At 41.1% G+C, this 20,693-nt stretch carries 18 protein-coding genes; 9 read left to right on the plus strand and 9 right to left on the minus strand.

Translation table 11 applies throughout. From position 1 onward, the window contains the following. Nucleotides 1-9: 9 nt before the first annotated feature. Both AUR67_RS13050 and AUR67_RS13055 read left to right on the plus strand, forming a co-directional pair. Nucleotides 10-2,808: a TonB-dependent receptor gene (locus tag AUR67_RS13050; RefSeq protein WP_058585599.1), complete on the plus strand. Its 2,799-nt coding sequence runs from the start codon at nucleotides 10-12 to the stop codon at nucleotides 2,806-2,808. Between the two features lie 133 nt (nucleotides 2,809-2,941). Further along, nucleotides 2,942-5,119 (plus strand): hypothetical protein, encoded by a 2,178-nt coding sequence (locus AUR67_RS13055; protein WP_058585600.1) that lies wholly within the window; start codon nucleotides 2,942-2,944, stop codon nucleotides 5,117-5,119. Nucleotides 5,120-5,164: 45 nt separating this feature from the next. Here the strand turns inward: AUR67_RS13055 and AUR67_RS13060 are convergent, their stop codons facing one another. Continuing rightward, nucleotides 5,165-6,157 carry a Kelch repeat-containing protein gene (locus tag AUR67_RS13060; RefSeq protein ID WP_058585601.1) on the minus strand — a complete coding sequence of 331 codons (993 nt, stop codon included), beginning with the start codon at nucleotides 6,155-6,157 and terminating at the stop codon, nucleotides 5,165-5,167. Nucleotides 6,158-6,329: 172 nt separating this feature from the next. On the opposite strand from AUR67_RS13060, the gene zigA reads away from it, so the two are divergent. Together zigA and AUR67_RS13070 are read left to right on the plus strand one after the other, a co-directional pair. Then, on the plus strand, nucleotides 6,330-7,526 hold the full coding sequence (gene zigA / locus AUR67_RS13065) for a zinc metallochaperone GTPase ZigA (RefSeq protein WP_058585602.1): 1,197 nt from the start codon (nucleotides 6,330-6,332) through the stop codon (nucleotides 7,524-7,526). Next, the gene (locus AUR67_RS13070; protein WP_058585603.1) at nucleotides 7,526-8,194 is read left to right on the plus strand and encodes a DUF1826 domain-containing protein; all 669 of its coding nucleotides are present in this window, start codon (nucleotides 7,526-7,528) and stop codon (nucleotides 8,192-8,194) included. Before zigA ends, AUR67_RS13070 begins: the two co-directional genes overlap by 1 nt. 69 nt (nucleotides 8,195-8,263) lie before the next feature. Here the strand turns inward: AUR67_RS13070 and AUR67_RS13075 are convergent, their stop codons facing one another. After that, a complete protein-coding gene (locus tag AUR67_RS13075; RefSeq protein WP_058585604.1) occupies nucleotides 8,264-8,986 on the minus strand; it encodes a hypothetical protein in 723 nt (240 codons plus the stop codon). Nucleotides 8,987-9,176: 190 nt separating this feature from the next. On the opposite strand from AUR67_RS13075, the gene AUR67_RS13080 reads away from it, so the two are divergent. Further along, nucleotides 9,177-9,650, plus strand: coding sequence for a YqhA family protein (locus AUR67_RS13080; protein WP_054560737.1), 474 nt, complete (start codon nucleotides 9,177-9,179; stop codon nucleotides 9,648-9,650). A gap of 181 nt (nucleotides 9,651-9,831) precedes the next feature. Here AUR67_RS13080 and AUR67_RS13085 read toward each other — a convergent pair whose 3' ends face one another. Together AUR67_RS13085 and AUR67_RS13090 are read right to left on the minus strand one after the other, a co-directional pair. Continuing rightward, complete coding sequence (locus AUR67_RS13085; RefSeq protein ID WP_058585605.1) at nucleotides 9,832-10,986, minus strand: iron-containing alcohol dehydrogenase; 1,155 nt, start codon at nucleotides 10,984-10,986, stop codon at nucleotides 9,832-9,834. Between the two features lie 43 nt (nucleotides 10,987-11,029). Continuing rightward, entirely contained in the window at nucleotides 11,030-11,863 is an 834-nt protein-coding gene (locus AUR67_RS13090) for a type 1 glutamine amidotransferase domain-containing protein (protein ID WP_058585606.1), read from the minus strand. A gap of 106 nt (nucleotides 11,864-11,969) precedes the next feature. Between AUR67_RS13090 and AUR67_RS13095 the strand changes: the two genes are divergently transcribed. Continuing rightward, complete coding sequence (locus AUR67_RS13095; protein ID WP_058585607.1) at nucleotides 11,970-12,869, plus strand: LysR family transcriptional regulator; 900 nt, start codon at nucleotides 11,970-11,972, stop codon at nucleotides 12,867-12,869. Here the strand turns inward: AUR67_RS13095 and AUR67_RS13100 are convergent. After that, complete coding sequence (locus tag AUR67_RS13100) at nucleotides 12,850-13,386, minus strand: cysteine hydrolase family protein (RefSeq protein ID WP_058585608.1); 537 nt, start codon at nucleotides 13,384-13,386, stop codon at nucleotides 12,850-12,852. The two genes, AUR67_RS13095 and AUR67_RS13100, sit on opposite strands and share 20 nt — an antisense overlap. Before the next feature lie 119 nt (nucleotides 13,387-13,505). Here AUR67_RS13100 and AUR67_RS13105 point away from each other — a divergent pair, with 119 nt between their 5' ends. Together AUR67_RS13105 and AUR67_RS13110 are read left to right on the plus strand one after the other, a co-directional pair. Next, entirely contained in the window at nucleotides 13,506-14,453 is a 948-nt protein-coding gene (locus tag AUR67_RS13105; RefSeq protein WP_058585609.1) for a GlxA family transcriptional regulator, read from the plus strand. 43 nt (nucleotides 14,454-14,496) lie between these two features. Beyond that, a complete protein-coding gene (locus AUR67_RS13110; protein WP_058585610.1) occupies nucleotides 14,497-14,805 on the plus strand; it encodes a hypothetical protein in 309 nt (102 codons plus the stop codon). 323 nt (nucleotides 14,806-15,128) lie between these two features. Here AUR67_RS13110 and AUR67_RS13115 read toward each other — a convergent pair whose 3' ends face one another. The 4 genes from AUR67_RS13115 to AUR67_RS13130 form a co-directional block, all read right to left on the minus strand. Next, the gene (locus tag AUR67_RS13115; protein ID WP_058585611.1) at nucleotides 15,129-15,713 is read right to left on the minus strand and encodes an ACP phosphodiesterase; all 585 of its coding nucleotides are present in this window, start codon (nucleotides 15,711-15,713) and stop codon (nucleotides 15,129-15,131) included. A gap of 658 nt (nucleotides 15,714-16,371) precedes the next feature. Next, nucleotides 16,372-17,097, minus strand: coding sequence for a hypothetical protein (locus AUR67_RS13120; protein WP_058585612.1), 726 nt, complete (start codon nucleotides 17,095-17,097; stop codon nucleotides 16,372-16,374). A 420-nt stretch (nucleotides 17,098-17,517) separates the two neighbouring features. Further along, nucleotides 17,518-18,600, minus strand: a complete 1,083-nt coding sequence (locus AUR67_RS13125) for a DUF4785 domain-containing protein (RefSeq protein ID WP_058585613.1) — start codon at nucleotides 18,598-18,600, stop codon at nucleotides 17,518-17,520. Nucleotides 18,601-18,609: 9 nt separating this feature from the next. After that, nucleotides 18,610-19,476 carry a hypothetical protein gene (locus AUR67_RS13130; protein ID WP_054560749.1) on the minus strand — a complete coding sequence of 289 codons (867 nt, stop codon included), beginning with the start codon at nucleotides 19,474-19,476 and terminating at the stop codon, nucleotides 18,610-18,612. A gap of 416 nt (nucleotides 19,477-19,892) precedes the next feature. Here AUR67_RS13130 and AUR67_RS13135 point away from each other — a divergent pair, with 416 nt between their 5' ends. Then, nucleotides 19,893-20,582 (plus strand): alpha/beta fold hydrolase, encoded by a 690-nt coding sequence (locus AUR67_RS13135; RefSeq protein WP_058585614.1) that lies wholly within the window; start codon nucleotides 19,893-19,895, stop codon nucleotides 20,580-20,582. The last annotated feature ends 111 nt before the right edge of the window (nucleotides 20,583-20,693 follow it).

The raw sequence follows: 20,693 nt of genomic DNA on the forward strand, positions 1-20,693 counted from the left end.
GGGGTCAATATGATGAAATTCACCAAAAGCCAAATAGCCTTGTCTGTTGCTTTATCCCTGATGGGTAGCACAGCAATGGCAGAGGAACAAAGTACAGCTAAGGATGTTGCACAAGATGATATTGAAGTAATCGCTGTCAGCGGTGTGAGACTGAGTTTGAAAGAAGCTATCGCAACCAAGCGTGGCTCCGACAAAATTCTTGACTCAATTGCAGCTGAAGATATGGGTAAATTCCCTGATGAAAACGTCGCGCAGTCTTTGCAACGTGTTCCAGGTATTTCAATTGACCGCCCTCGCGGTAGTCCAAATGGGGGGACTAATGGCAGTACCGATGGTCGACTAGGTGGTCAATATGTACAAATTCGTGGCTTACCTGTTGATTTTACCCAGGTTACCTTAAATGGCCGCTCTTTGGCATCAGGTCGCAGTATTGGCCGTCAGTTTTCTTTAGATGTTCTGCCTTCAGAGCTAATTGGTCAGCTAGATGTTTATAAAACAGTATCAGCAGATCAACTCGAAGGCGGTATTGGTGGTAATGCAGACATTAAAACCCGTAAACCGCTAGATGCAGATGAAGTTGGCTTTTCTGGTGCTTGGTCAGCTGAGGGTGTATACAGTGAGCTGCCTGATTCAACCGACCCGCGTATTTCTGGCATTGTGAACTGGAAATCAGACGATGAAAAACTCGGTGTACTGGTAGGCGTAACCTACTCAGAGCGACAAACCCGTGAAGACGAATATTTCTCTTGGGGTAATGTAAACTTTGGCCCAGGCACTGGCGATGGTGTTGAAATTCGCCCTGACCTTGCAACCGTTCCTGGTGGTACAGATGATGGCAGTATCGATTACCCTAACTCTCTTTACCCTATCGAACCGCTTACTCAATACTATGGTGATGAGCGCACTCGTACTGGCTTAAATGCAGTTATAGAGTTTCAACCTAGCGATGAGTTAAACATCACTTTTGATGGTTTATATGCAACATTCGATGTAGATGAAACAGCACTACAGTTACCTGCTCGTTTCCAATTCCGTGGCCCACAAGATCCTAGCCTTTGGGTTGCAGCCGACCTAAATGACCCAAACGGTCGTGGTGTAGGCGGTATTTTCCCATTCCTCGTAACCGAAGCTGTGGTAGAAAACGATAACCTTGTTTATGCCGTTGCACCGCAAACCCAGTTCCGTAGTGTATCCGAATTAACGAAACTAGAATCAGATACGCTAGCATTAGGTACTCATGTAAATTGGGCACCTAATGATGATTGGGAACTTGATTTTGATATTGGTTACTCTAAAGGTGAGCAAACACGCGACCTTAAAAGCGTGCTTTTACAAGCATTTGCTGACGTAGTGTATGATGCACGTAATCCAGATAATGGTATTCCTGACCTTTATGTTACAGGTACTGACTTAAACGACCCAGATAACTACCGTGTAGCGTTTGGTAATTCAAATGCACGTGACGTAAAAGATACATCACTCTCGTTTGCCGTTGACGCTAAGTACTTCTTAGACAATGAGTACTTCACAAGCCTAGAAACAGGTGTACGTTACACACAACGTTCAAAAGAAATCAAAGCCTATGTAGGTAACAGCTTTACAGGCTCGAACGGGGTACCTGATGTACTACCTACATCAGCGATTAACTTGCTTGATTTCCCCGTTGATGATTTCTTAGGTGAAGCACCAAACGCCAATGTTATCCGCAGCTTTGTGATTGGTGATCCAACTGACTTCCATAATAAATATGGTGTTGAGCAACAGTTTGATAGCATCAGCTCATTCAAAGTTGAAGAAGATATTGCTGCAGCATACGTAAAAGCGAACATGGCCTTTGATGTAGCTGACATTCCAGTAAAAGGTAATGTGGGTGTACGTGCAGTAACAACCGATGTTGAAGCTACAGGTGCATTACCAGTTGAAATCATTATTCGCAGTGCCGGTGATTACGACGTAGTTGGTGAAACTAGCTCAACAGGCAGTAGCTACACCAATGTGTTACCAAGCTTAAGCTTAAATGCAGAGCTAACTGACGAAGTGTACTTACGCTTTGGGGCTAGCAAAACAGTAACGCGCCCTACACTTTCACAGTTATCGCCACGCTTTACTTTTAGCACCACCACACTGACAGGCTCTGCGGGTAACCCAGCTCTTGAGCCATTTGAGTCTGATTCACTCGACTTATCACTTGAGTGGTATTTCAACGATACAGGTTTAGCAAGTGTTGCTTTGTTCCAAAAAGACATTGATGGCTTTGTATTTAACTCAAGCTCACCAGAAACAATTGCCGGAATTGACTGGGCATCGGTAGACCGTCCACGTAATGCGGCATCAGCAACAATCAATGGTGCAGAGCTTAGCTTCCAGACTGCTTTTGATTTCTTACCAGCGCCATTCGATGGCTTAGGTATGCTAGCAAACTATACTTACACAGACAGTGACACTGATTTTGGTGATGGTTTTGAAGGTCAAACCTTCAGCTACACTGGCTTGTCTAAAAATGTATATAACCTAGTTGGTTACTATGAAAAAGGCCCAGCATCAGTACGTTTATCTTACAACTATCGTGAGAAGTACTTACTAGAACCTTCGTTCGGTTTCTTCGCTGGTCCTCGTCATGTAAACGACTACCAACAGCTTGATTTAAGTACGTCTTATAAAATCAATGACAACTACTCATTGACCTTTAATGTGACCAACTTAACCAATGAGCGTTTCGACCGTTACTTCAATAACGACGAATCAATCATTGCGACAACCAACTTTACAGGTCGCCAATACTTCGTAGGTATTCGCGGAACCTTCTAAGCAATTATGTTGTTGTAGGTGATGAACCTAACCCAAAGCCTCCTAACGGAGGCTTTTTTTGTTAGGAAAGTATTCTTATTGAACCTGAAATAACAACAATATAGAATAAATAATTTAATATAGGGATATAACAATGAAAATACTCTTTACCCTTTGCGTTTTACTCTTACTTTTCGGTTGCGGCAGTGGAGGCGGTGGCACTGAAGTCTCAGACGATTCATCGAATAATAATATTTCAATTCAACCAGAGAATGACTACACAGATGATGAATCAATCGTACTCCTCTTAGGTGCAATGAGTTTAGCCGAGGGTGCTTTACAAATCAGTGACATTATCAGTGCTGAGTTTAATTACTTTTACTTATCTAATGACATTATTAATTACCGAACCTGTGAAAACAACGGTAAGGTTGATTGGACTCATTCATCAACAACCCCTTCAAAAGGTCAATTAGTTCTAGACTTTCAGAACTGCTTACTAACTTATTTCCCGAACAAAAGTTACGAACAAGAAAGGTTTAATGCTAATGGTCAAGTTACTCTTAATTACGAAATATTAAGCACTACAGATTCCAACCTAAATGACTATCGGAAACCAGGGGTGGTAAAATATAGCTTGGATGTAACTCATAGTGTATTGAGTATTTCCGAGCCCCTCCCAAATAGACCACAGGTTTTCATTGAATTTGAGTTTGCATTAACATCAGAGCAAGAATGGAATACTAATGAATATAATATAAATACTGATGGTTATCGCAATCGTGAAATTATAATAGAATCTTTCTACGCTCCTATTATTACAAATAATTATGATTCACTAACTAATACCAACATCTCTCAAAGCTTCGAAGAAAGTGATAAAAATTATAATGGAGAAAGCTATAAAATGACCTTAGAAGGTCAATTTTTGTCTGGTTTTGATAACACAACTTGGCAAATGGAGAGTAATTACGAAATTAGTCTAGCCGGCGGTTCACCAACAGGAAGAACATCAATTAATAACGAAAACAATTTAGTAGTTGGAGTCGCTGACAATTTTGAAATGAGCTTATTATATAATCAAAATATTCTAGGCTACGCTCTAATATATGACTTATTTGATACCGACACTCTTTGGTATTTAAAAGGAAATAAGGAATTAACCGATAATACTCAAAGGATAACCCCTTTCACAATTATTGATAGCAATGAAGATACATTTAATATTTTTGATAATTCACAGAAACTAGAACTCACTTATAATAAAATAATTGATGAAGCATATATAGATTTATTTAACCTTGAAAACTACTTCGCTTCAACTGAATCTGCTACTTTTGAAGTTTTAGATAATAAGTTAATTATAAACCCGCCAAAAAATGAAGAAGACAATGTAATTGGCATTACAGTTCAAGTTGGTAGTAAGTTTTCCATAGATCATAATATATACAAATTCACCTATGACCGATTTAATCGAGGCGAGTTTAGCTATGGCCTTGGTACATACCTACCAACAAAAAATATTTTTTTATCATCCAATAGTAGCGCTTGGTTAGAAAAAAATGCGCAGGGTAAAATCACTAATGTATTTTATGGACATAATTCTTTTGGAAGACTTTGTTACGACAAACAAAATAAATACCTTATTCTGGAACAGAATTACCGAGAGAAACACATCAAAGTTGATATTGATACCTATGAACTTTTAGATGAATATCCAAATGCATTCATGACAATAAATAGCATTGATAACTATTGCAATGACGTAAACTATAAACAAAAAACAGGACACGCTATAATCGAACAATATACTTTTTCTACTAAGCAAGGCAACGTATTTGAGAATAGTGAGTTCGCATTAACTCATAGAGTCATACCTAACCCATTATCAAACAACAGCATATACATCCTAGCTAATACAATGCATTATGATGAATCTAAAATACAAGAATTTACTTTACTAGATAATTCAGCTATCTCAAATGAAAAGTATGTTTATAACTCTGAGTTATATAACAATAACAACTTCTTTTTAGTTTCAGAAGAAGAAGGTAGAATTTATACCCCTACACGCATACTGGATCTTTATGATCCATCTTATGTAATCCACAAATTCAATGATACATCCATATTATACGTTGATAAAGAAAACCATTTAATAGTTACATACTCTGCAATTTATAACTCTGAAAATTTTGATAAAGTAATGGATTTATCGTTTATAGATAATAACATATTCCTATCTAAGGTTGTAAAAACAAATGATAGCTATCATTTTAAACTGAACAACGATGTTGACTTTATTTTAAAGATTAACCAAATAATGCAGTAAAAAAATAAGCCCCGTTTAGCAAAACACTACTCGGGGCTAATTAAACTATTTCAAATTACCTATCATCACTTGCGCATTATTAACTTCACGGCTCGTTTCAGAAAGCCCTACCTTTGTGGCACCACCCACTAGCCAAATTTCGCCGTTTAATGTAACAGCTCCTAAACCGTGGCGAGGTGTTTGCCATTCGAAAGTTTTGCGCCATTGCTGCTTGGTTAAATCATAACTAAAAACCTCACGGTCAACTCCTTGGCTATGTTCACCACCAAACACAGTGATAGCATTATCAATAACTGCCGCCGCATGCCCTGCTCGTGCTTTAGGGAGAGCTGCATGTGCTTGCCAAGTGTCTGTTTCGGGTAAGTATTCGAGCATGTCAGTGATAGGCTCGCCGCCAACGGTTCTGCCACCTAACACAAACCAACGACTGTTTACTTGTGCACTTGCCGCACTGTTTCTAGCCGAAGGTAAGGGTGCAGCTTCTTTGAAGGTGAAGCTTTTAGGATCAAAAATTAAATGCGCACTCACATCTAAACTATGCTGCCATTGGCCATTTTTCTCACTGCTTGGGCTACGTCCACCTGCTAAGTGAACTTTACCATTAAGCACTGCGCCCACAGTCTCACTTAACGCAAAAGGCAAACTCGCCACCTTTTGCCATGCTTTGGCGCCTTTATCTAGCATTAGCACATCACGGCTATTGGTCCATTGGCCTAGGCTATTAACAAAACCACCAAAGGCAAATAGCCTGTTTTCTACTGCGATTAAATACGTGTGATGACGCCCTTCAGGCAAACTAGGTGCTGATTGCCAACTAGCATACTTAGGTGACCAAAAATGAACTTTTGCTGTCATCTTACCCGTTGATGCTGGTAACTCAGTAGAGATACCACCCGCAACCCAAATCTGTTGATTCATTACTGTAGGGTAAATTTCTTGTATAGCCTCAGGGAGCTTTGGTGCTAACAGCTCTTTTGCCGATAACGTATAAGGTAAACAAGTAATAGAAAATGCTAACAACAGTTTGGCTAAACGCATATAAATCCTTAATAAGCAGTCATTTATCTAAAGGTTAAGCCAGTTGTACTGGTTAGTACACTGCCAAATAGTCTTACTCGAACAACGATTACTATTCCTAACCGCCTCTTTATTGATATATTATAACAAAGCATTTATCGTATTTTGTTTAATCTAATTAAGGGTCACTACTATGAGCAAACTTCCCGTCACCGTGCTCTCTGGCTTTTTAGGTGCAGGTAAAACCACTGTGCTCAGCCATATTTTAAATAACCGTGAAGACAAAAAAGTGGCTGTAATCGTCAATGATATGAGCGAAATAAACATCGATGCTGCAACAGTTAAAAACGATGTTTCGCTTAGCCGCGGCGAAGAAAAACTAGTAGAAATGAGCAATGGTTGTATCTGCTGCACACTGCGTGAAGACTTACTCATTGAAGTACGCGCTTTAGCGCAAACGGGCCAATTTGATTATTTGGTTATTGAGTCAACCGGTATTTCTGAGCCCCTTCCTGTTGCCGAAACATTTACCTTTGCCGATGAGGATGGCGTGTCACTTTCTGATGTTGCAAGGCTTGATACCATGGTCACGGTCGTTGATGCCGTTAACTTTTTAAACGACTTTAACGAAGCCAAGTTTTTACAAGAAACCAACGAGCATTTAGGCGAAGAAGATGAGCGAAGCGTGGCCGACTTACTTATTGATCAAGTTGAATTTACTGATGTTATTTTAATTAGTAAAACAGACTTAATTAGCGCCGATGAACTTGAGAGTTTAAAAGCCATTTTAAACTCATTAAATACTTCTGCAGAGCTTATTGCCATTGAAAATGGCCAAGTTGATATCAATGCAATTCTCGGCACGGGCCTGTTTAACTTTGAAAAAGCTCAGCAAGCACCTGGCTGGCTAAAAGAGCTGCGCGGCGAGCATACCCCAGAAACCGAAGAATACGGTATTAGCAGCTTTACTTACGAGGCCCGCCGCCCTTTTCACCCTGAAAAATTTTATAACTTTATTCATAACAATCAACGCGAAGGCAAGCTACTTCGCTCTAAAGGATACTTTTGGTTAGCCTCTCGACCACAATTTGCTTGCCAATGGAATCAAGCTGGCGGCATAGCCCGCTATGGTTTTGGCGGGATATTTTGGAAAGCCTTACCGAAAGATCAGTGGCCAACAGATAGCGACTACTTAGATTCAATTAACCAAGTATGGCAAGAGCCCTTTGGTGATATGCGCCAAGAGCTGGTTTTTATTGGTCAAAACCTCAATCAAGCAGCGATCACTCAAGCTCTCGATAACTGCTTACTTAGCGACGATGAACTATTAGCAGGCAAAGCGCTTTGGCAAACCCTGCCCGATCCATTTCCTGTTTGGGAGGAAGCATAATGACAGCCTACGCATTAGAATATGACACTGATAACCTACCATCAGCGGCAGCAACAGCGCTAAGCCCTGTGGTGTTTTCACAAATATATAAACCTGAGCATAACATTGCAATTTGGCAGCGTAACTTAACTGAACAGCTGCAATCAGAAGTAGCTGAGAGTATTACAGCCAACCCTGATCTCAGTATTAACGCTGTGATCAATCAAAATACCATTGTGGCTGACATAAATAAGGCCTTTGAAAAACTACCTCAAGCAGAAGAGCTTAAAGCCGACCTCGCTCAGCTTGTTGATATGTTTTGTTATTTATTTGAGTTAAAGCGCACCGGATTACGCCTAAGAGTACTTGAACGTGCTATGTGCCCACGTTTTCATGTTGATAAAGTCCCTTGTCGATTAGTCAGTACATATTGTGGTAGTGGCTCACAGTGGTTGCAAAATGCAGGACTTGATCGCACTAAACTTGGCGCAGGTCACCAAGGATTAAGTGATGAAGAATCAGGATTAATGACAGCAAATACTAAAATTCACTCTCTTAATGTGGGTGATGTAGCCCTATTAAAAGGCGAAACTTGGCAAGATAACGAAGGCAAAGGCCTTGTGCACCGCTCACCAGCACTCGCTGCTGGCGAAAAACGGCTACTTGTAACCCTCGACTTTATTGCTTAATACGAGCGTACCAACTGCGTCTATTAATTCTAATAGGCGCTACTTCATTCAAGAACACGCTACAACTGCTCATGGCTTTAAATTAATAAAAAGCATACTGAGCGCACTTGCAATTGCCGATAGGGCAAACATCCTTAGTAACAAAATTAAGGTATTCCTTGCGCCACCAGCAAAAGTGCCTTTAAAGCTTAATGGGTAGCCATGAAAAACCATTAAATATAACACGTTAAAAAGCCCTACCCGCATCCCGTCAATTTCATAGGTATCACCATTTTTTAAGTGAATTTCACAAACATGCAAAGTGGGTAATCTAATTCGTGGTTCGCCAAACTTTCGTTTGCGTTTTAGATCCATCGTGTAGTGAAACAAAACCTCTGCGATTTCGTTTTCAGCAATGGTAAAAGTGTGATTTTGGTGCTCTTTAAAAGTCAATTTATCAATTTTGAGCTCATCCTTGCTTATGCTCATTGCCCATTTAGAACCAAAGCCATACTTCTTGTAAGTCATGATGCGCTTGGTAATAAACACGACCAAAAAACTTGTAAGACAAACTAAAAAAGCCAGCCATGGGTTAAAAGCATCTACTAAATAAAAACTAGATAGCGAAATTGCGCATACCATAAGCGCAAAAAACACTTCGGCCCACCCAGATAACGTCGCTAAGCCTGGGAGAGATTCTAGCTCTGTTATTGACTCTTCAGTTAGTGACGATTTTCCTTTAAAGGCTGCATATCGAAACCATTTTTTATCATTTAAATCCAGTTCCAGTGAGTGCTTAGTCATCGAGCCCATAAAAATCCCTTTTGTATTAATGCTTAATAGAAGCAACCTTTTTGTTCCTTAAACTTATACACAACCAGAGCTCGCACGTAAATACTCAAAGAACTAATAAGTTAAATCCCCTTAGCTAATGGCCGTGCTGTATTTAATCAAAAACCAGCTAAGCTTCGTATAACAAAGAAATTAATTTGTGTGAGTTGATATGGAGCGCCTTTTTCAAAATAGTCGGTTTTTAGTCATCATCGCGATTATCACTACAGCAATTTCATCGTTACTTGTTTACATAACCTGTGTGAACATCGTTTTTAATGTTGTTAAAACGACTCTTATATCATTGCCTGACTCTGCTAAGGGAGGGAAAGAGATGATAGTCGAGCTTTTAAAAATTCTCGACCTATTACTCATTGGCATTACTCTTCAAGTTATTACCATCAGCCTGTACCGGCTATTCATTTCGCCTGCAACCACAAAGAGTAGCCAGTTTTTGGCCGCCTTTCATATCGAAGATTTTCATGACTTAAAAATTACCTTAGTACAGGTAACATCCGTCATTTTAGTGATTCTGTTTTTAGAACACGCCGTTGAGTTTGGCGGCACAATAGAAACCCTCTACCTTGGTATTTCTATTGCGATTGTGGTTGCTGCTTCGACCTTTGCATGGCGCTCAATGAAATAGTGAACACTCACCTACGTTAGTTTATTTTTCAGGGTAACGTAGCTGATATTGCTCTTTCATCGCGGCATAAAATAGTTCAAGTAAACTGCCCTTTTGAGTTTCTTTAGCTAGTTCGAGAAAATCAATTTTTGAGCACTAAAAAAAGGCGTAACAGCTTATGTTACGCCTTTAAATTTAAGCCCTAAAGTGCAAGCGCTAATATTTGCTTAACCTTTGCTAAGTCAATATCACCGTGTTCACCTAGCGTAGTTATCTCATTCTTTTCTAAGTTTTTAACAACCGCGTCTATTGCTTGTTCATCAAGGTCATAATCAGCAAGGCGTGTTTTCACAGCCATTGCTTCGAAGAAGTCTTGCACTGCTTTAATCGTTTTATCGATTTGTTCAGCTTCATCGCTATAATTAAAACCAAACACTCGCTCACCAAGTTGCTGAATTTTAATAGACTTCTGCTCTTTTTGAACATGCATTAGCGCAGGCAAAACAATCGCTAGTGTTTGTGCGTGATCAAGATTATAAAGTGCTGTTAATTCATGACCAATCATATGTGTAGACCAATCTTGCGGTACACCCTGACCAATCAAACCATTCAGTGCCATTGTAGCCGACCACATAACATTGGCTCTTACATCATAGTTTTGCGGCTCACTTAATGCTTTAGGTCCTTCGCTGATCAAGGTTTGTAAAATACCTTCTGCAAAGCGGTCTTGTAATGGCGCATTTACTGGGTAAGTTAAGTACTGCTCAATAACGTGTACAAACGCATCGACAACACCATTACTTACTTGGCGTTCTGGTAACGAAAAAGTATATTCAGGATCAAGTACTGCAAAAACAGGTTGCACACTCGGTGATGAAAAAGCACGTTTTTGCGACGTCTCTTTTTTAGTAACCACTGAGTTACCGTTACTCTCAGAGCCAGTTGCAGGTAAAGTTAAAACTGCACCAATAGGAAGCGGGTTACTAAACTCAGCACCTTTAACAAGGATATCCCACGGCTCACCTGCAAAGTTATAAGCAGCTGCAACAAACTTAGCGCCATCAATAACACTGCCACCGCCAACAGCTAGAATAAAGTTAACATTCTGCTCTTTAGCAGTTGTCACAGCTTGCATGAGTGTTTCGTATGTTGGGTTAGGTTCAACACCACCAAACTCAATAACGTCAACATCGGCTAATGCACTCATTGCTTGGTCGTAAACGCCATTTTTCTTTATTGAGCCACCACCAAAAAGTAATAGTACTTTAGCGTTTTCTGGTAAACGTGACGTGATCTCACTCATTTGACCTTTACCAAACAAAATTTCGGTTTGATTTTTATAAATAAAGTTCAACATTTAAATGCCCCTTAAATTAGGTTTAAATTGCTAATTAGCTAATTTACTTAGCTAACATTTCTAAAAGCTTTTCTGCTAATAATTTATCTGAAAACGGGTTTTGCCCCGTAATGAGTTCGCGGTCAACAACCACGTTTGGCTGCCACTCACTAGCGAATGCCATATTTCCACCGGCCTTTTCCATTGCCATAGCTGGATAAAACTTAAGCTTTTTACCTTCTAAACTGCTTTCAAAAACACGCTCTTCAGGGTCTGAAAAAATAGTCATTTTATAGCCGTCATAAATCCAGTTATTGGCCGATGCCTTTTCGCCATCTTTTATCGCTTGATAATAAGAATTTGGCTGAACTTGTGCCGACAACAACGTAATTGGGCCATGGCAAATTGCCGCTGTTGGTTTACCTTGCTTATTAAAATGACGCAAAATCTCACCCACTTCTGGGTTGTTTGCTAAATCAATTAAAGGCGCATGGCCGCCTGGGATAAACACAGCCTCATATTGGCTTAAGTCACCCGCTAAAATTTCGCTTAAACTTGCGGTATCTTTGATATCTGGTAGCGATGCTACAAAACGCTGAATGCTCTGCATTTTAGCTTCATTACCATCAAAGTAGTCGGTACTCACTGATTTTTTATCTACTTGAGGCGCATTACCTTTGGGTGTTGCAAGCACAAGCTCATAACCCGCATCGACTAATGCTTTCGCAGGCACACCAAACTCATTTAGGTAGTAGCCTGTTTCGATGCTCTGGCCGTCAGCTAAATCCATAGTTGTTTCACTTGATAAAATAACCAACACTTCGCCTTCACCCGCCACTGCAAACATCGACATAGTTGATGCAGCAACAAGCGTTAGTCGCTGGAATATCTTTTTCATAACTCGCCCTCTTAGAAAGTGAAGCCATCATAGTTGGTTTGCGGGGCGAGTAGAATTCGGATAAATTAAGAGGAGCAATCAGAATATTTATGGCTCGTACAGTTACATGTCTTATCTCACGCAATTAAAAACCTTTGTTGAAGTTTATCGTTGTAAAAATATTACGAAGGCTGCGGCTAATTTAGGCTTATCTCAGCCTTCAGTGACCTCACACATTCAAGCAATGGAAACTGTAGTTGGTAAATCTTTATTTGAGCGCAAAGCCCGTGGCGTTACCCCCACTGCAGCAGCACATGATTTAGCGCTACAGGTTTCTGGTCATATCGATATATTAGAGCAAAAGATCATGTCGATACGGGCACGTTCTGATGCCGCACATGGCACTGTTAATATTGCAGGACCTGCCGAATATATTAGTAGTGTATCGGGGCCACAAATTGCCAACTTACTGCAATCTGGCAACGTGAACCTTGTTCTGCATATTGGTAATAAGGTAAGTATTTTTGACGCCTTGCAATCAGGTACTGCAGATATTGCTATTGCCGCATCAGCGCCTGATCCAGCACTATTTGATAGCCTAGTGCTCGACAAAGAAAAGCTCATTTTGGTGATGAACCGTCTACATGGAAGAGAAATCAAAGACAGCACTATTACCGCAGATTTACTCTCAAGCTACAATGTCGTTGCTTATGATGAAGAGCTGCCTTTGATAAGACAATACTTTGAAGCTGTATTCAACGCAAAATGCCACTCAAACGTCATTGCTATTTGCCCAGATATACGTGCTATTAGCAATATTATTCGCTCAGGCATTGGCTATTCTGTATTACCCGATTACCTTTGTCGCGATCAAATAAAAGCCGGGGAGCTTGTGCAACTAGGGCCCGAAGGCCCAGAAAACATAATTTACTTAGTTTGGAACAAAGGGGCATTAAAACACCCCCGAATTGCATTTGCCAAAGATGTTATTTCGGCCTTTGCAAATATTAATTACTTTGCAAACTAAGCAAGGCTTGCTTTGCGTCTAGCAGTTTTACTCGTGGGACAAGCGCGTTTAGTGCGATTAAATGTAGCATTTCAGATACTGTTGTACTCACATCCGTTAAAACTGCCACATCGTACTCTTTAGCTTGCTCTGAGATAGCTGTATGAGTCACACAGTTTTGCGTCATCATGCCTGCGATCAAAAGTTTTTTAATACCATGCTGCTTTAAGACATCTTCTAAATTAGTTTGATGAAAGCTGTCTGCATAGTGTTTTACAACCACAGGGGCTTCTGGTGCTGCTTTTAAAATATCAGGATGAATATCAACACCTTCTGTACCTTCATTAAAAAATGGCGCTAAACCCTGAGAAGGATCAGCAACATGCTGAATATGAATAGGTAAAACCCCGCGCTCTGTGGCTTGTTTGATCACATCTACTAGATGATCTTTTACTTGTTTAGCCTTCCATAAAGGAAATGCGCCATCTTCAAAATAATCATTCTGTAAGTCGATAATTAGTAATGCTGTGTTTGTCATTGTATGAGCCCTTTTTCATTTTATTGAACCCTAGTTTGCTGAATTTTTAACGTATCAAACAGTGACCCAAACACCATTTATCGATAATATTGGGCCAAAGTGTTTGATAAGGCTTTACCATGAATGTTGCAGTATTCGCATTTCCAAATATCAGTCCATTTCACCTTGCAGTACCATGCATGGTGTTTGGTGAAGGCGCTCGCTCAGCTGGTATCAAAGAATTTAACTTAGCAGTGTGCAGCGAAAGTAAAGCTGTAATGCCCTCAAGCGCGGGGTTTGATATTCAAGCGCATCACTCAATAACAAAGTTTGATCAGGCAGATATTATAATTATTCCGTCTTGGCCATCACCTGAAACAGCCCCCTCTAAAGAATTAGCAACCAGTTTGCTAAACGCGCATAGTCGTGGCGCTATAATTGTAGGGCTCTGCTTAGGAGCTTATGCGTTAGCGCACATTGGGCTTTTAGATAATATTGAAGCAACCACCCACTGGGCATACAGCGATGACTTCAAAGCGCGCTTTGCAAAAGTGAAGCTTAACAATCAAGTGCTTTACCTTGAACATAATCGGCTATATACATCGGCAGGAACAGCGGCAGCCATTGATTGCTGCTTATATTTAGTTCGCAAATTTTTAGGAAGCGAGCAAACTAATGCAATTGCCAGAATGATGGTAACGGCTCCGTATCGCACTGGTGGGCAGACACAATTTATTGCCCTACCCGTCCCCGAAAGTGTTGCTGATGAGCGTTTAGCAAGCTTACTTGAACAGATGCAAAAAAACTTAGCCAGCAACCACACGATTGATACACTCGCAGAACAAATGCACATGAGCCGGCGCACCTTTACCCGCCACTTTCAATCGCTTACAGGGCAGAGCGTTGGGCAATGGCTATTAAATCAACGTTTAAACCACGCGCAGCGACTTCTTGAGTCAACTGATTTACCATTAGAACATTTAGCCGAGCAATGCGGCTTTGGCTCATCTGTTACTTTACGCCATCATTTTCGCTCTCAGTTTGGTTTATCACCGCGAGACTGGCGTAATGCATTCCGCCAAACATAAAGCTTAGGTATAATTAGTTTTTCGACTCGATTTTGGTTTTTAAATGAAAAAGCTTTCTAAAGTACAATTAAAACAGCAAGCCCTTGTATTAAATGTTGCCGACGCCCTTGAAGAGCAAGGTCGCGCAGAACTTGAAGGCATGTTGCAATGCTGGTTTGATGTGGAATACCACTTATTCCCAGGCTCATTGCTTTTGTGTTTTCAATTTGAAAACCAACAATCACTCGATGCAGCGACCCCAGAGCTATTAAAATGGCAAAAGCGCCTTAGTGGCGCAATGCTGAAAAAAGGCGTGATTTTAAAAGACATGCGCAGGCATTTAGTGTTTACCCTAAAAGGCCCAGACGATTAAATGGGGCAGGAGTTGCGAGTTAGCAAGTTAGCAAGTTAGCAAGTTAGCAAGTTAGCAAGTTAGCAAGTTAGCAAGTTAGCAAGTTAGCAAGTTAGCAAGTTAAAAACACTAGAGTGCCTACCACTTGTGTCAAGTAACTCGCTAACTCGTTGAGTTTTTAATCTGACTTCTAACGACTGATATCTAATAGCTCCATTTTTGTTCGGCGTTAAAACGCCTCCTAAACCTAGCATCTCGTCCCTCGAAACTCGTATCTTTACTTTTCTAACTCGCTAACTTGTTGGGTTTCACTCCGTTCTACCCAACCTACCAGCTTAAAGCTTTTACTTTTCCACTCCCATTTGCTTCACATGCTCAACCAGCTCGGGGAAAAAAGCTATAAACACCGCGTCTAATTGTTGGTAGTGACGGGCTATATCGTCAGCGGCTCCTGCAAAATTATTAGCAAAGCGAATACGCTTGGCGATGTTATCAAGGGCAAGGCCGACCCCATCGAGTGTTTCATATTCTTTAAACCAATCATTGTTGGTCATACTGGTCACAACCTGCTGCATACGCGAAGGCATCATGGCTCGGCGAGCATTTAAAAGACCATAGCTGTGCTGTTTGAAATCAGCCAATGGTTGGTCATTAAGCCGATGCCAATGCTGAATAAGAAAGTGATCAAACGCCACATCAATCGCGACACTTGCAAAGCGTTTACGTGCTGGCGAAAAGTACTGCTTAGCCTCTTTTACAAGGGGATGTGAGTCGGTAAACCTATCAACTAAATAATGATTTTCAAGGCCATTTTTAACCGCATCAGATAACTGCGCAGAATACCGACGCCCACCAAAATCCCCCAGCAAATTACCAAAATGTGAATCAGCCGTCGGTTGTGCTAAATAAAGGTGAGCCAAGTAGTTCAACGCATTCTCTAAATTAAGTCATTTTATGCATTGTAAAAGAATACAGGTGAAAGGGTCTAGGGGCACTGGTTGCGAGTTGCGAGTTGCGAGTTGCGAGTTGCGAGTTGCGAGTTGCGAGTTGCGAGTTGCGAGTTGCGAGTTGCGAGTTAGCAAGATTGTAGCAGCGATTTTATATCGCGTAGTAAATGAAATATGTAGTCGGCTGCTTACATGACACATTTTAAATAGATCATCGCGCGAAATAAATTTCACGCCTACAGTGCTAGGTGCTAACAGCATAGTGTTGGTTTCGAATTGGTAAAGGGAGCTCCCTACCAAATCGACTTTTTTCGGCGTTAAAACGCCTCCTACGTCTCGTATCTCGCCCCTCGGAACTCGTACCTTTCCCCTTGTAACTCGCTAACATTACGGGCTAAAGCTCGACCTACAACTCACCCGTTGATTTAAGAAACATCGCGCGAAATAAATTTCACGCCTACAGTGCTAGGTGCTAACATCATAGTGTTGGTTTTGGGTTGGAATATCGGCGTTAAAACGCCTCGCCTCTCGAAACTCGTACCTTTCCCCTTTACTCTTTCCCCTAGCAACTCGCTAACTTGTTGAGTTTCACTCCGCTCTAACCTACCTACCAGCTATTAGCCATAAAAATAACTCACCTTTATGACTTTAAATTAAATGCCAACATTACAAGAGCCGAAATGATCGCAGAAAGAGAAATTAACCGCATAATAAAAATAACTATATTACCTGCACCGCCCGAAGTTGTACTTCTGAATAGTAGCGGGTATTCGTGGAATTTAAAAAGATACAGCACATCAAAAAGACCTACTCGCATACTATCTAGCGTAACAACATCGCCATTTTTTTGATGAATTTCACAAGCGTGTAAATTGGCCGTTTTATCATTCACAATATGGCCACTTCTACCGTGAAAAGTATAATTAAAAATGATCTCTTTGATATCTTCCTTAGCGATTTGCAAAACTTTTGAAGCTTTGCCCTCTATTGCTCGCCTATCTATTTCGAGTGAGTCTTTAGATATACTCATAACCCACTTACGACCAAATCCAAATTTGTTATAAATCACAATTCGCTTGATAACAAATACACAAAGATAACAACTCACACAAGTTACAAAAGCAGGTATCGGCTGCATCGTTTCTTGAAGCACTAGGCTCATTACAGCAATAGCGATAGTCATAAAGAAAAATAAAAACTCAGCTCCGCCCGACAGCACAGCTAGGCCCGGTAGCGACTTTAGTTTTGTATTAGAGTCTGCTTGTAAAACTGTCTTTTTATAGAAAGTTGAATATCTAAACCAAACTCGGTCGCTCAGGTTTAAATCTAGGGAGTGCTTCGAAAGTGGCTGATTATAATCCATCATTTAAGTTTCCATTTTTAAAACACAATTTTGCCATTACTTTCCCACTAAGCCAATATTCCTACTTAGTGATATATTTCCTTTACATTCAATTACTAAACTAACTGCACCGAGGCGCTTCGCGCTACACAGAGAAAAACAAAATTTATTACGCGCGAAATAAATTTCACGCCTACAGTAACGTGTTAAGCCATAGTGATGTGCAGGAACAATCAACTCAAAACTTATAGCTTAAAGCTTACAGCTCTTTTGTTTTAATCTAACTTCTAACGACTGATATCTAATATCTTCTAACACCTCGTATCTCGCCAACTTTTTCGTCTGATAGCTGACGGCTGAAAGCTGATAGCTCCTTTCCCCTTGCAGCTCGCTAACTTGTTGGGCTTCGCTTCGCTCCACCCAACATACGATAAAAGCTACCCTTTACTCCCCCGCAAACTTTAACATTCGCGTTTGGTCGGTAAGCTCAATATCCACCAGTTCGAACGGGGCTTTGGCTACTTGAGTGACTGCAAAAGGCATGGTGAAACTGCCGTAACTATCAATCTGTTTTGCTACTTCAACCGTTGCAAGTTTGATGCGCTCACCTTTATCACCTTTGCCAGTTAACGTAGCACGAATAGCATAGCGGCCTGAGTCGGTCACTTGCACTGGTACCTTAGCTTGGTATTTGTTATTGCCAAGCGCAGTGACTTTGGCTTTATCCATACTGATGGTTTGTGAGCTATGTACAAACGGCATTTTTATAGAGCGTTTTACCGTTTGGCCATTCACTTTAGTGTCTACACTGGCCTCAAGCTCATAGTAACCATTTGCGGCGCCTAAGGTTTCAAGCGGGTAATTGAATACGGCTTCATCATTTTCGTAACGTACATCTAACTTTTCGCCATCAGGACTTGAAAGCGTTAACTTCACATCACTATCTTTAAAGCGCTTTTTACCCATACTAAGCTGCATAGCAACACGTTGTTGCTGATCTTTCACTTTAAACTGCGATTTAGCATGTAAAGCATTGCTCGAGCCTTTTTCAATCACATGCAGCAAGTAGGTGTCATTATCGTTAAGCACTTGGCTTGTTCTTAACATTGCTTTGCCATTTACCTGACCTAGCTTTAAGCCAACACTGCCATCGCTAAAGCCTGCATTTTCCATTTGCTCACGTGCAACCATGGCTTGCATTGGCATTTGCCTAAAGTTGTCATCTCGCACCGATAGTTTATCTAGCTGTAAGCCATGAGGCTTAAATACTTCGCCACTATCAAAGCGTGCTTTTGGTGCTATGCGAATAAAGTTATCAGCTTGGTTTACAAAGACAGGCACACCGCGCTTAAGCTCTTTACCCGAAACTTTCTGCCAATATTCAACACTGTCTTTTTCAAGTGTTTGTAGTTGAGCGCTTGATGCTGGTTGAACTTGAGGAAATTGATAAACCGTTTGCTCATTAGCATTTGCGGCTGTGCTTACAAGCACTATTGCAGCTGCAATTGTGGTTAACTTATTAATCATAGCGGGCTCCTAAATTCGGTTTTTAAGCATGTTTGGCAAGCCAAAACAGTTACGTCGACTTTGCTGATGACTCAAAGGCTCACCACCTTGGGTTCGTGATTTATCGGTAAACCACACCACCCCAGCTAACGACTGAGAACTGCAATTTAAAAAGCCATCTGAGCAGCTATCTAACCAGTTTTGCGTTACTTCAAGACCCACTTGATTTTGATAACCGCCACAATAGCTGTCGCTATCCCATACCGCTGATTCAACATCACTGCCCACCACGGTTTCGAATCGAGACGGTAAACTTGGGCGATTCGGTGTGCCATACAACCACTGTGCGTTATACGATTCCATCCAAGATACTTGTTGTTGTTTTACTGCATCGCTGCCGTAACCTAAAAGCCAACCCAAGCTTTGCTCGAATGAATTACCCGCTATAACCGCATCAGCCAACGGCGTACCACCACTTGAAGGAGCCAGAGCAATAGTACGCGTGACTTTGCTAATAATATTTGGATAACGGCTATCCCATGTTGGGTTAGATAAAATCCAACGCACTACATTACCGCCATTAGAGTGAGTGATCAGAGTTAAATCAGTGATGTTTTTATTATTGATAAATGTAGTGAGCTGCCCTGCTAAACAGCCAGATGCCGCATCTGCCCACATGTATTGATCAAAGTCACAATTAATGACCGTGTAATTACTACTATTTGGCAAACCTTGGCGAACTGTGTCGACAAAGCTGCCTGTCCAATAGTCATTATACGCATCGCTTTGCTGGCCTGTACCGTGCACAAATGCGACTCCTTGCGCAGCAAAAGCACTGTGGCTGATACCCGCTGCCAACATTAAAGCTGGCACTAGTGAGAGTGTTTTTATTTTCATGTGTGTTCCTGTTGATTGTCATTTTATCTATCAGGTTGGAGGAGTGACCTCCGACCAAAAACATAGACCAAACAGGTACGAAAGCAAGAATAAATTTACATTAATTTAACTTTTGTGCGTTTTTTAAGTACAAATTATTAGATTTTAGAAGAAAAAAGGGAGGCGAGATGCCAGATGCGAGGTACGAGGTGCGAGGTGCGAGTAAACTTTCCCCTTTACTCTTTCTAACTCGCTAACTTTTCAATCTGATAGCTCTTTTGTTCATCGCGCGACATAAATTTCACGCCTACAGTGCTAGCAAAATAAAACGGTATACATTGCACAATGCGAAATAGTATCGCTGCACGAAAGTACTATATCCAGCCCTGTTTAAATTTCATACGTTGTAAATTAAATGCTAAACAGGAGAGCACACAATGAAACGCCTATTGACGATGATTACGCTATGCGCAGGTATGAGCACAACTGCTTTTGCAGCATGTAGAGATAACGTTGTACTGGTACATGGTAATACCGCCTCCCCTTCGAGTTGGAATAACACAATTAACGAATTAAAACGAAAAGGGTATGCCGACAGTGAAATTTTCACTCCAGATTGGGGCTCTAAATCTTGCGCGAGTTGCAACGATCATAACGGCAGTGAAGAAACGCCCGTACGTAACGCCATTCTTACTGCAATCAACCAATCTTGCACAGGTAAGATCGATATTATCGGCCACTCAATGGGTGTCACACTCGCAGCCCAGCAAATTTATAAGCTAGGCATGGCATCAGATGTCGATACTTTTGTTGGTGTTGCCGGTGCCGCGCGCGGCCTGCTTAGTTGTGGTGTTTACCCATACAATGTGTGGAATAGCACATGTGGTTACTATGGCTTATCGGTTGGCAGCCCATTATTAAATAGCATTTATGGAGAAGCATTAGGCGACAAAGTGTATTCCATAAAGAGCTACTCGGATCAAATCGTCTGCTCAACTGGCACTTGTTATGTGTACGGCATTCACAGCAGCCGATTATGGAATGAAAATGCCACCTACACCTACGCTCTCGGCCACTTTGGTTTGCAAACCGATACGTATGTAAAACAAGTAAGTTTGATTCAGTAGCTGCAAGTTAGCGAGATTGTAGCAGCGATTTGATATCGCGTAGGAATGGTTATAGGTGCTAGGGGCTAGGGGCTAGGGGCTAGGGGCTAGGGGCTAGGGGCTAGGGGCTAA

The sequence above is a fragment of the Pseudoalteromonas sp. XI10 genome (genome assembly GCF_001469895.1).
Taxonomy (GTDB): Bacteria; Pseudomonadota; Gammaproteobacteria; order Enterobacterales; family Alteromonadaceae; genus Pseudoalteromonas.

What these genes read in the sequence shown, in the direction of transcription:
- AUR67_RS13050 (WP_058585599.1), top strand. Translation starts at nt 10, where the DNA reads ATGATGAAATTCACCAAAAGCCAAATAGCCTTGTCTGTTGCTTTATCC.
- AUR67_RS13055 (WP_058585600.1), top strand. Translation starts at nt 2,942, where the DNA reads ATGAAAATACTCTTTACCCTTTGCGTTTTACTCTTACTTTTCGGTTGC.
- AUR67_RS13060 (WP_058585601.1), bottom strand. Translation starts at nt 6,157, where the DNA reads ATGCGTTTAGCCAAACTGTTGTTAGCATTTTCTATTACTTGTTTACCT.
- zigA (WP_058585602.1), top strand. Translation starts at nt 6,330, where the DNA reads ATGAGCAAACTTCCCGTCACCGTGCTCTCTGGCTTTTTAGGTGCAGGT.
- AUR67_RS13070 (WP_058585603.1), top strand. Translation starts at nt 7,526, where the DNA reads ATGACAGCCTACGCATTAGAATATGACACTGATAACCTACCATCAGCG.
- AUR67_RS13075 (WP_058585604.1), bottom strand. Translation starts at nt 8,986, where the DNA reads ATGGGCTCGATGACTAAGCACTCACTGGAACTGGATTTAAATGATAAA.
- AUR67_RS13080 (WP_054560737.1), top strand. Translation starts at nt 9,177, where the DNA reads ATGGAGCGCCTTTTTCAAAATAGTCGGTTTTTAGTCATCATCGCGATT.
- AUR67_RS13085 (WP_058585605.1), bottom strand. Translation starts at nt 10,986, where the DNA reads ATGTTGAACTTTATTTATAAAAATCAAACCGAAATTTTGTTTGGTAAA.
- AUR67_RS13090 (WP_058585606.1), bottom strand. Translation starts at nt 11,863, where the DNA reads ATGAAAAAGATATTCCAGCGACTAACGCTTGTTGCTGCATCAACTATG.
- AUR67_RS13095 (WP_058585607.1), top strand. Translation starts at nt 11,970, where the DNA reads ATGTCTTATCTCACGCAATTAAAAACCTTTGTTGAAGTTTATCGTTGT.
- AUR67_RS13100 (WP_058585608.1), bottom strand. Translation starts at nt 13,386, where the DNA reads ATGACAAACACAGCATTACTAATTATCGACTTACAGAATGATTATTTT.
- AUR67_RS13105 (WP_058585609.1), top strand. Translation starts at nt 13,506, where the DNA reads ATGAATGTTGCAGTATTCGCATTTCCAAATATCAGTCCATTTCACCTT.
- AUR67_RS13110 (WP_058585610.1), top strand. Translation starts at nt 14,497, where the DNA reads ATGAAAAAGCTTTCTAAAGTACAATTAAAACAGCAAGCCCTTGTATTA.
- AUR67_RS13120 (WP_058585612.1), bottom strand. Translation starts at nt 17,097, where the DNA reads ATGATGGATTATAATCAGCCACTTTCGAAGCACTCCCTAGATTTAAAC.
- AUR67_RS13125 (WP_058585613.1), bottom strand. Translation starts at nt 18,600, where the DNA reads ATGATTAATAAGTTAACCACAATTGCAGCTGCAATAGTGCTTGTAAGC.
- AUR67_RS13130 (WP_054560749.1), bottom strand. Translation starts at nt 19,476, where the DNA reads ATGAAAATAAAAACACTCTCACTAGTGCCAGCTTTAATGTTGGCAGCG.
- AUR67_RS13135 (WP_058585614.1), top strand. Translation starts at nt 19,893, where the DNA reads ATGAAACGCCTATTGACGATGATTACGCTATGCGCAGGTATGAGCACA.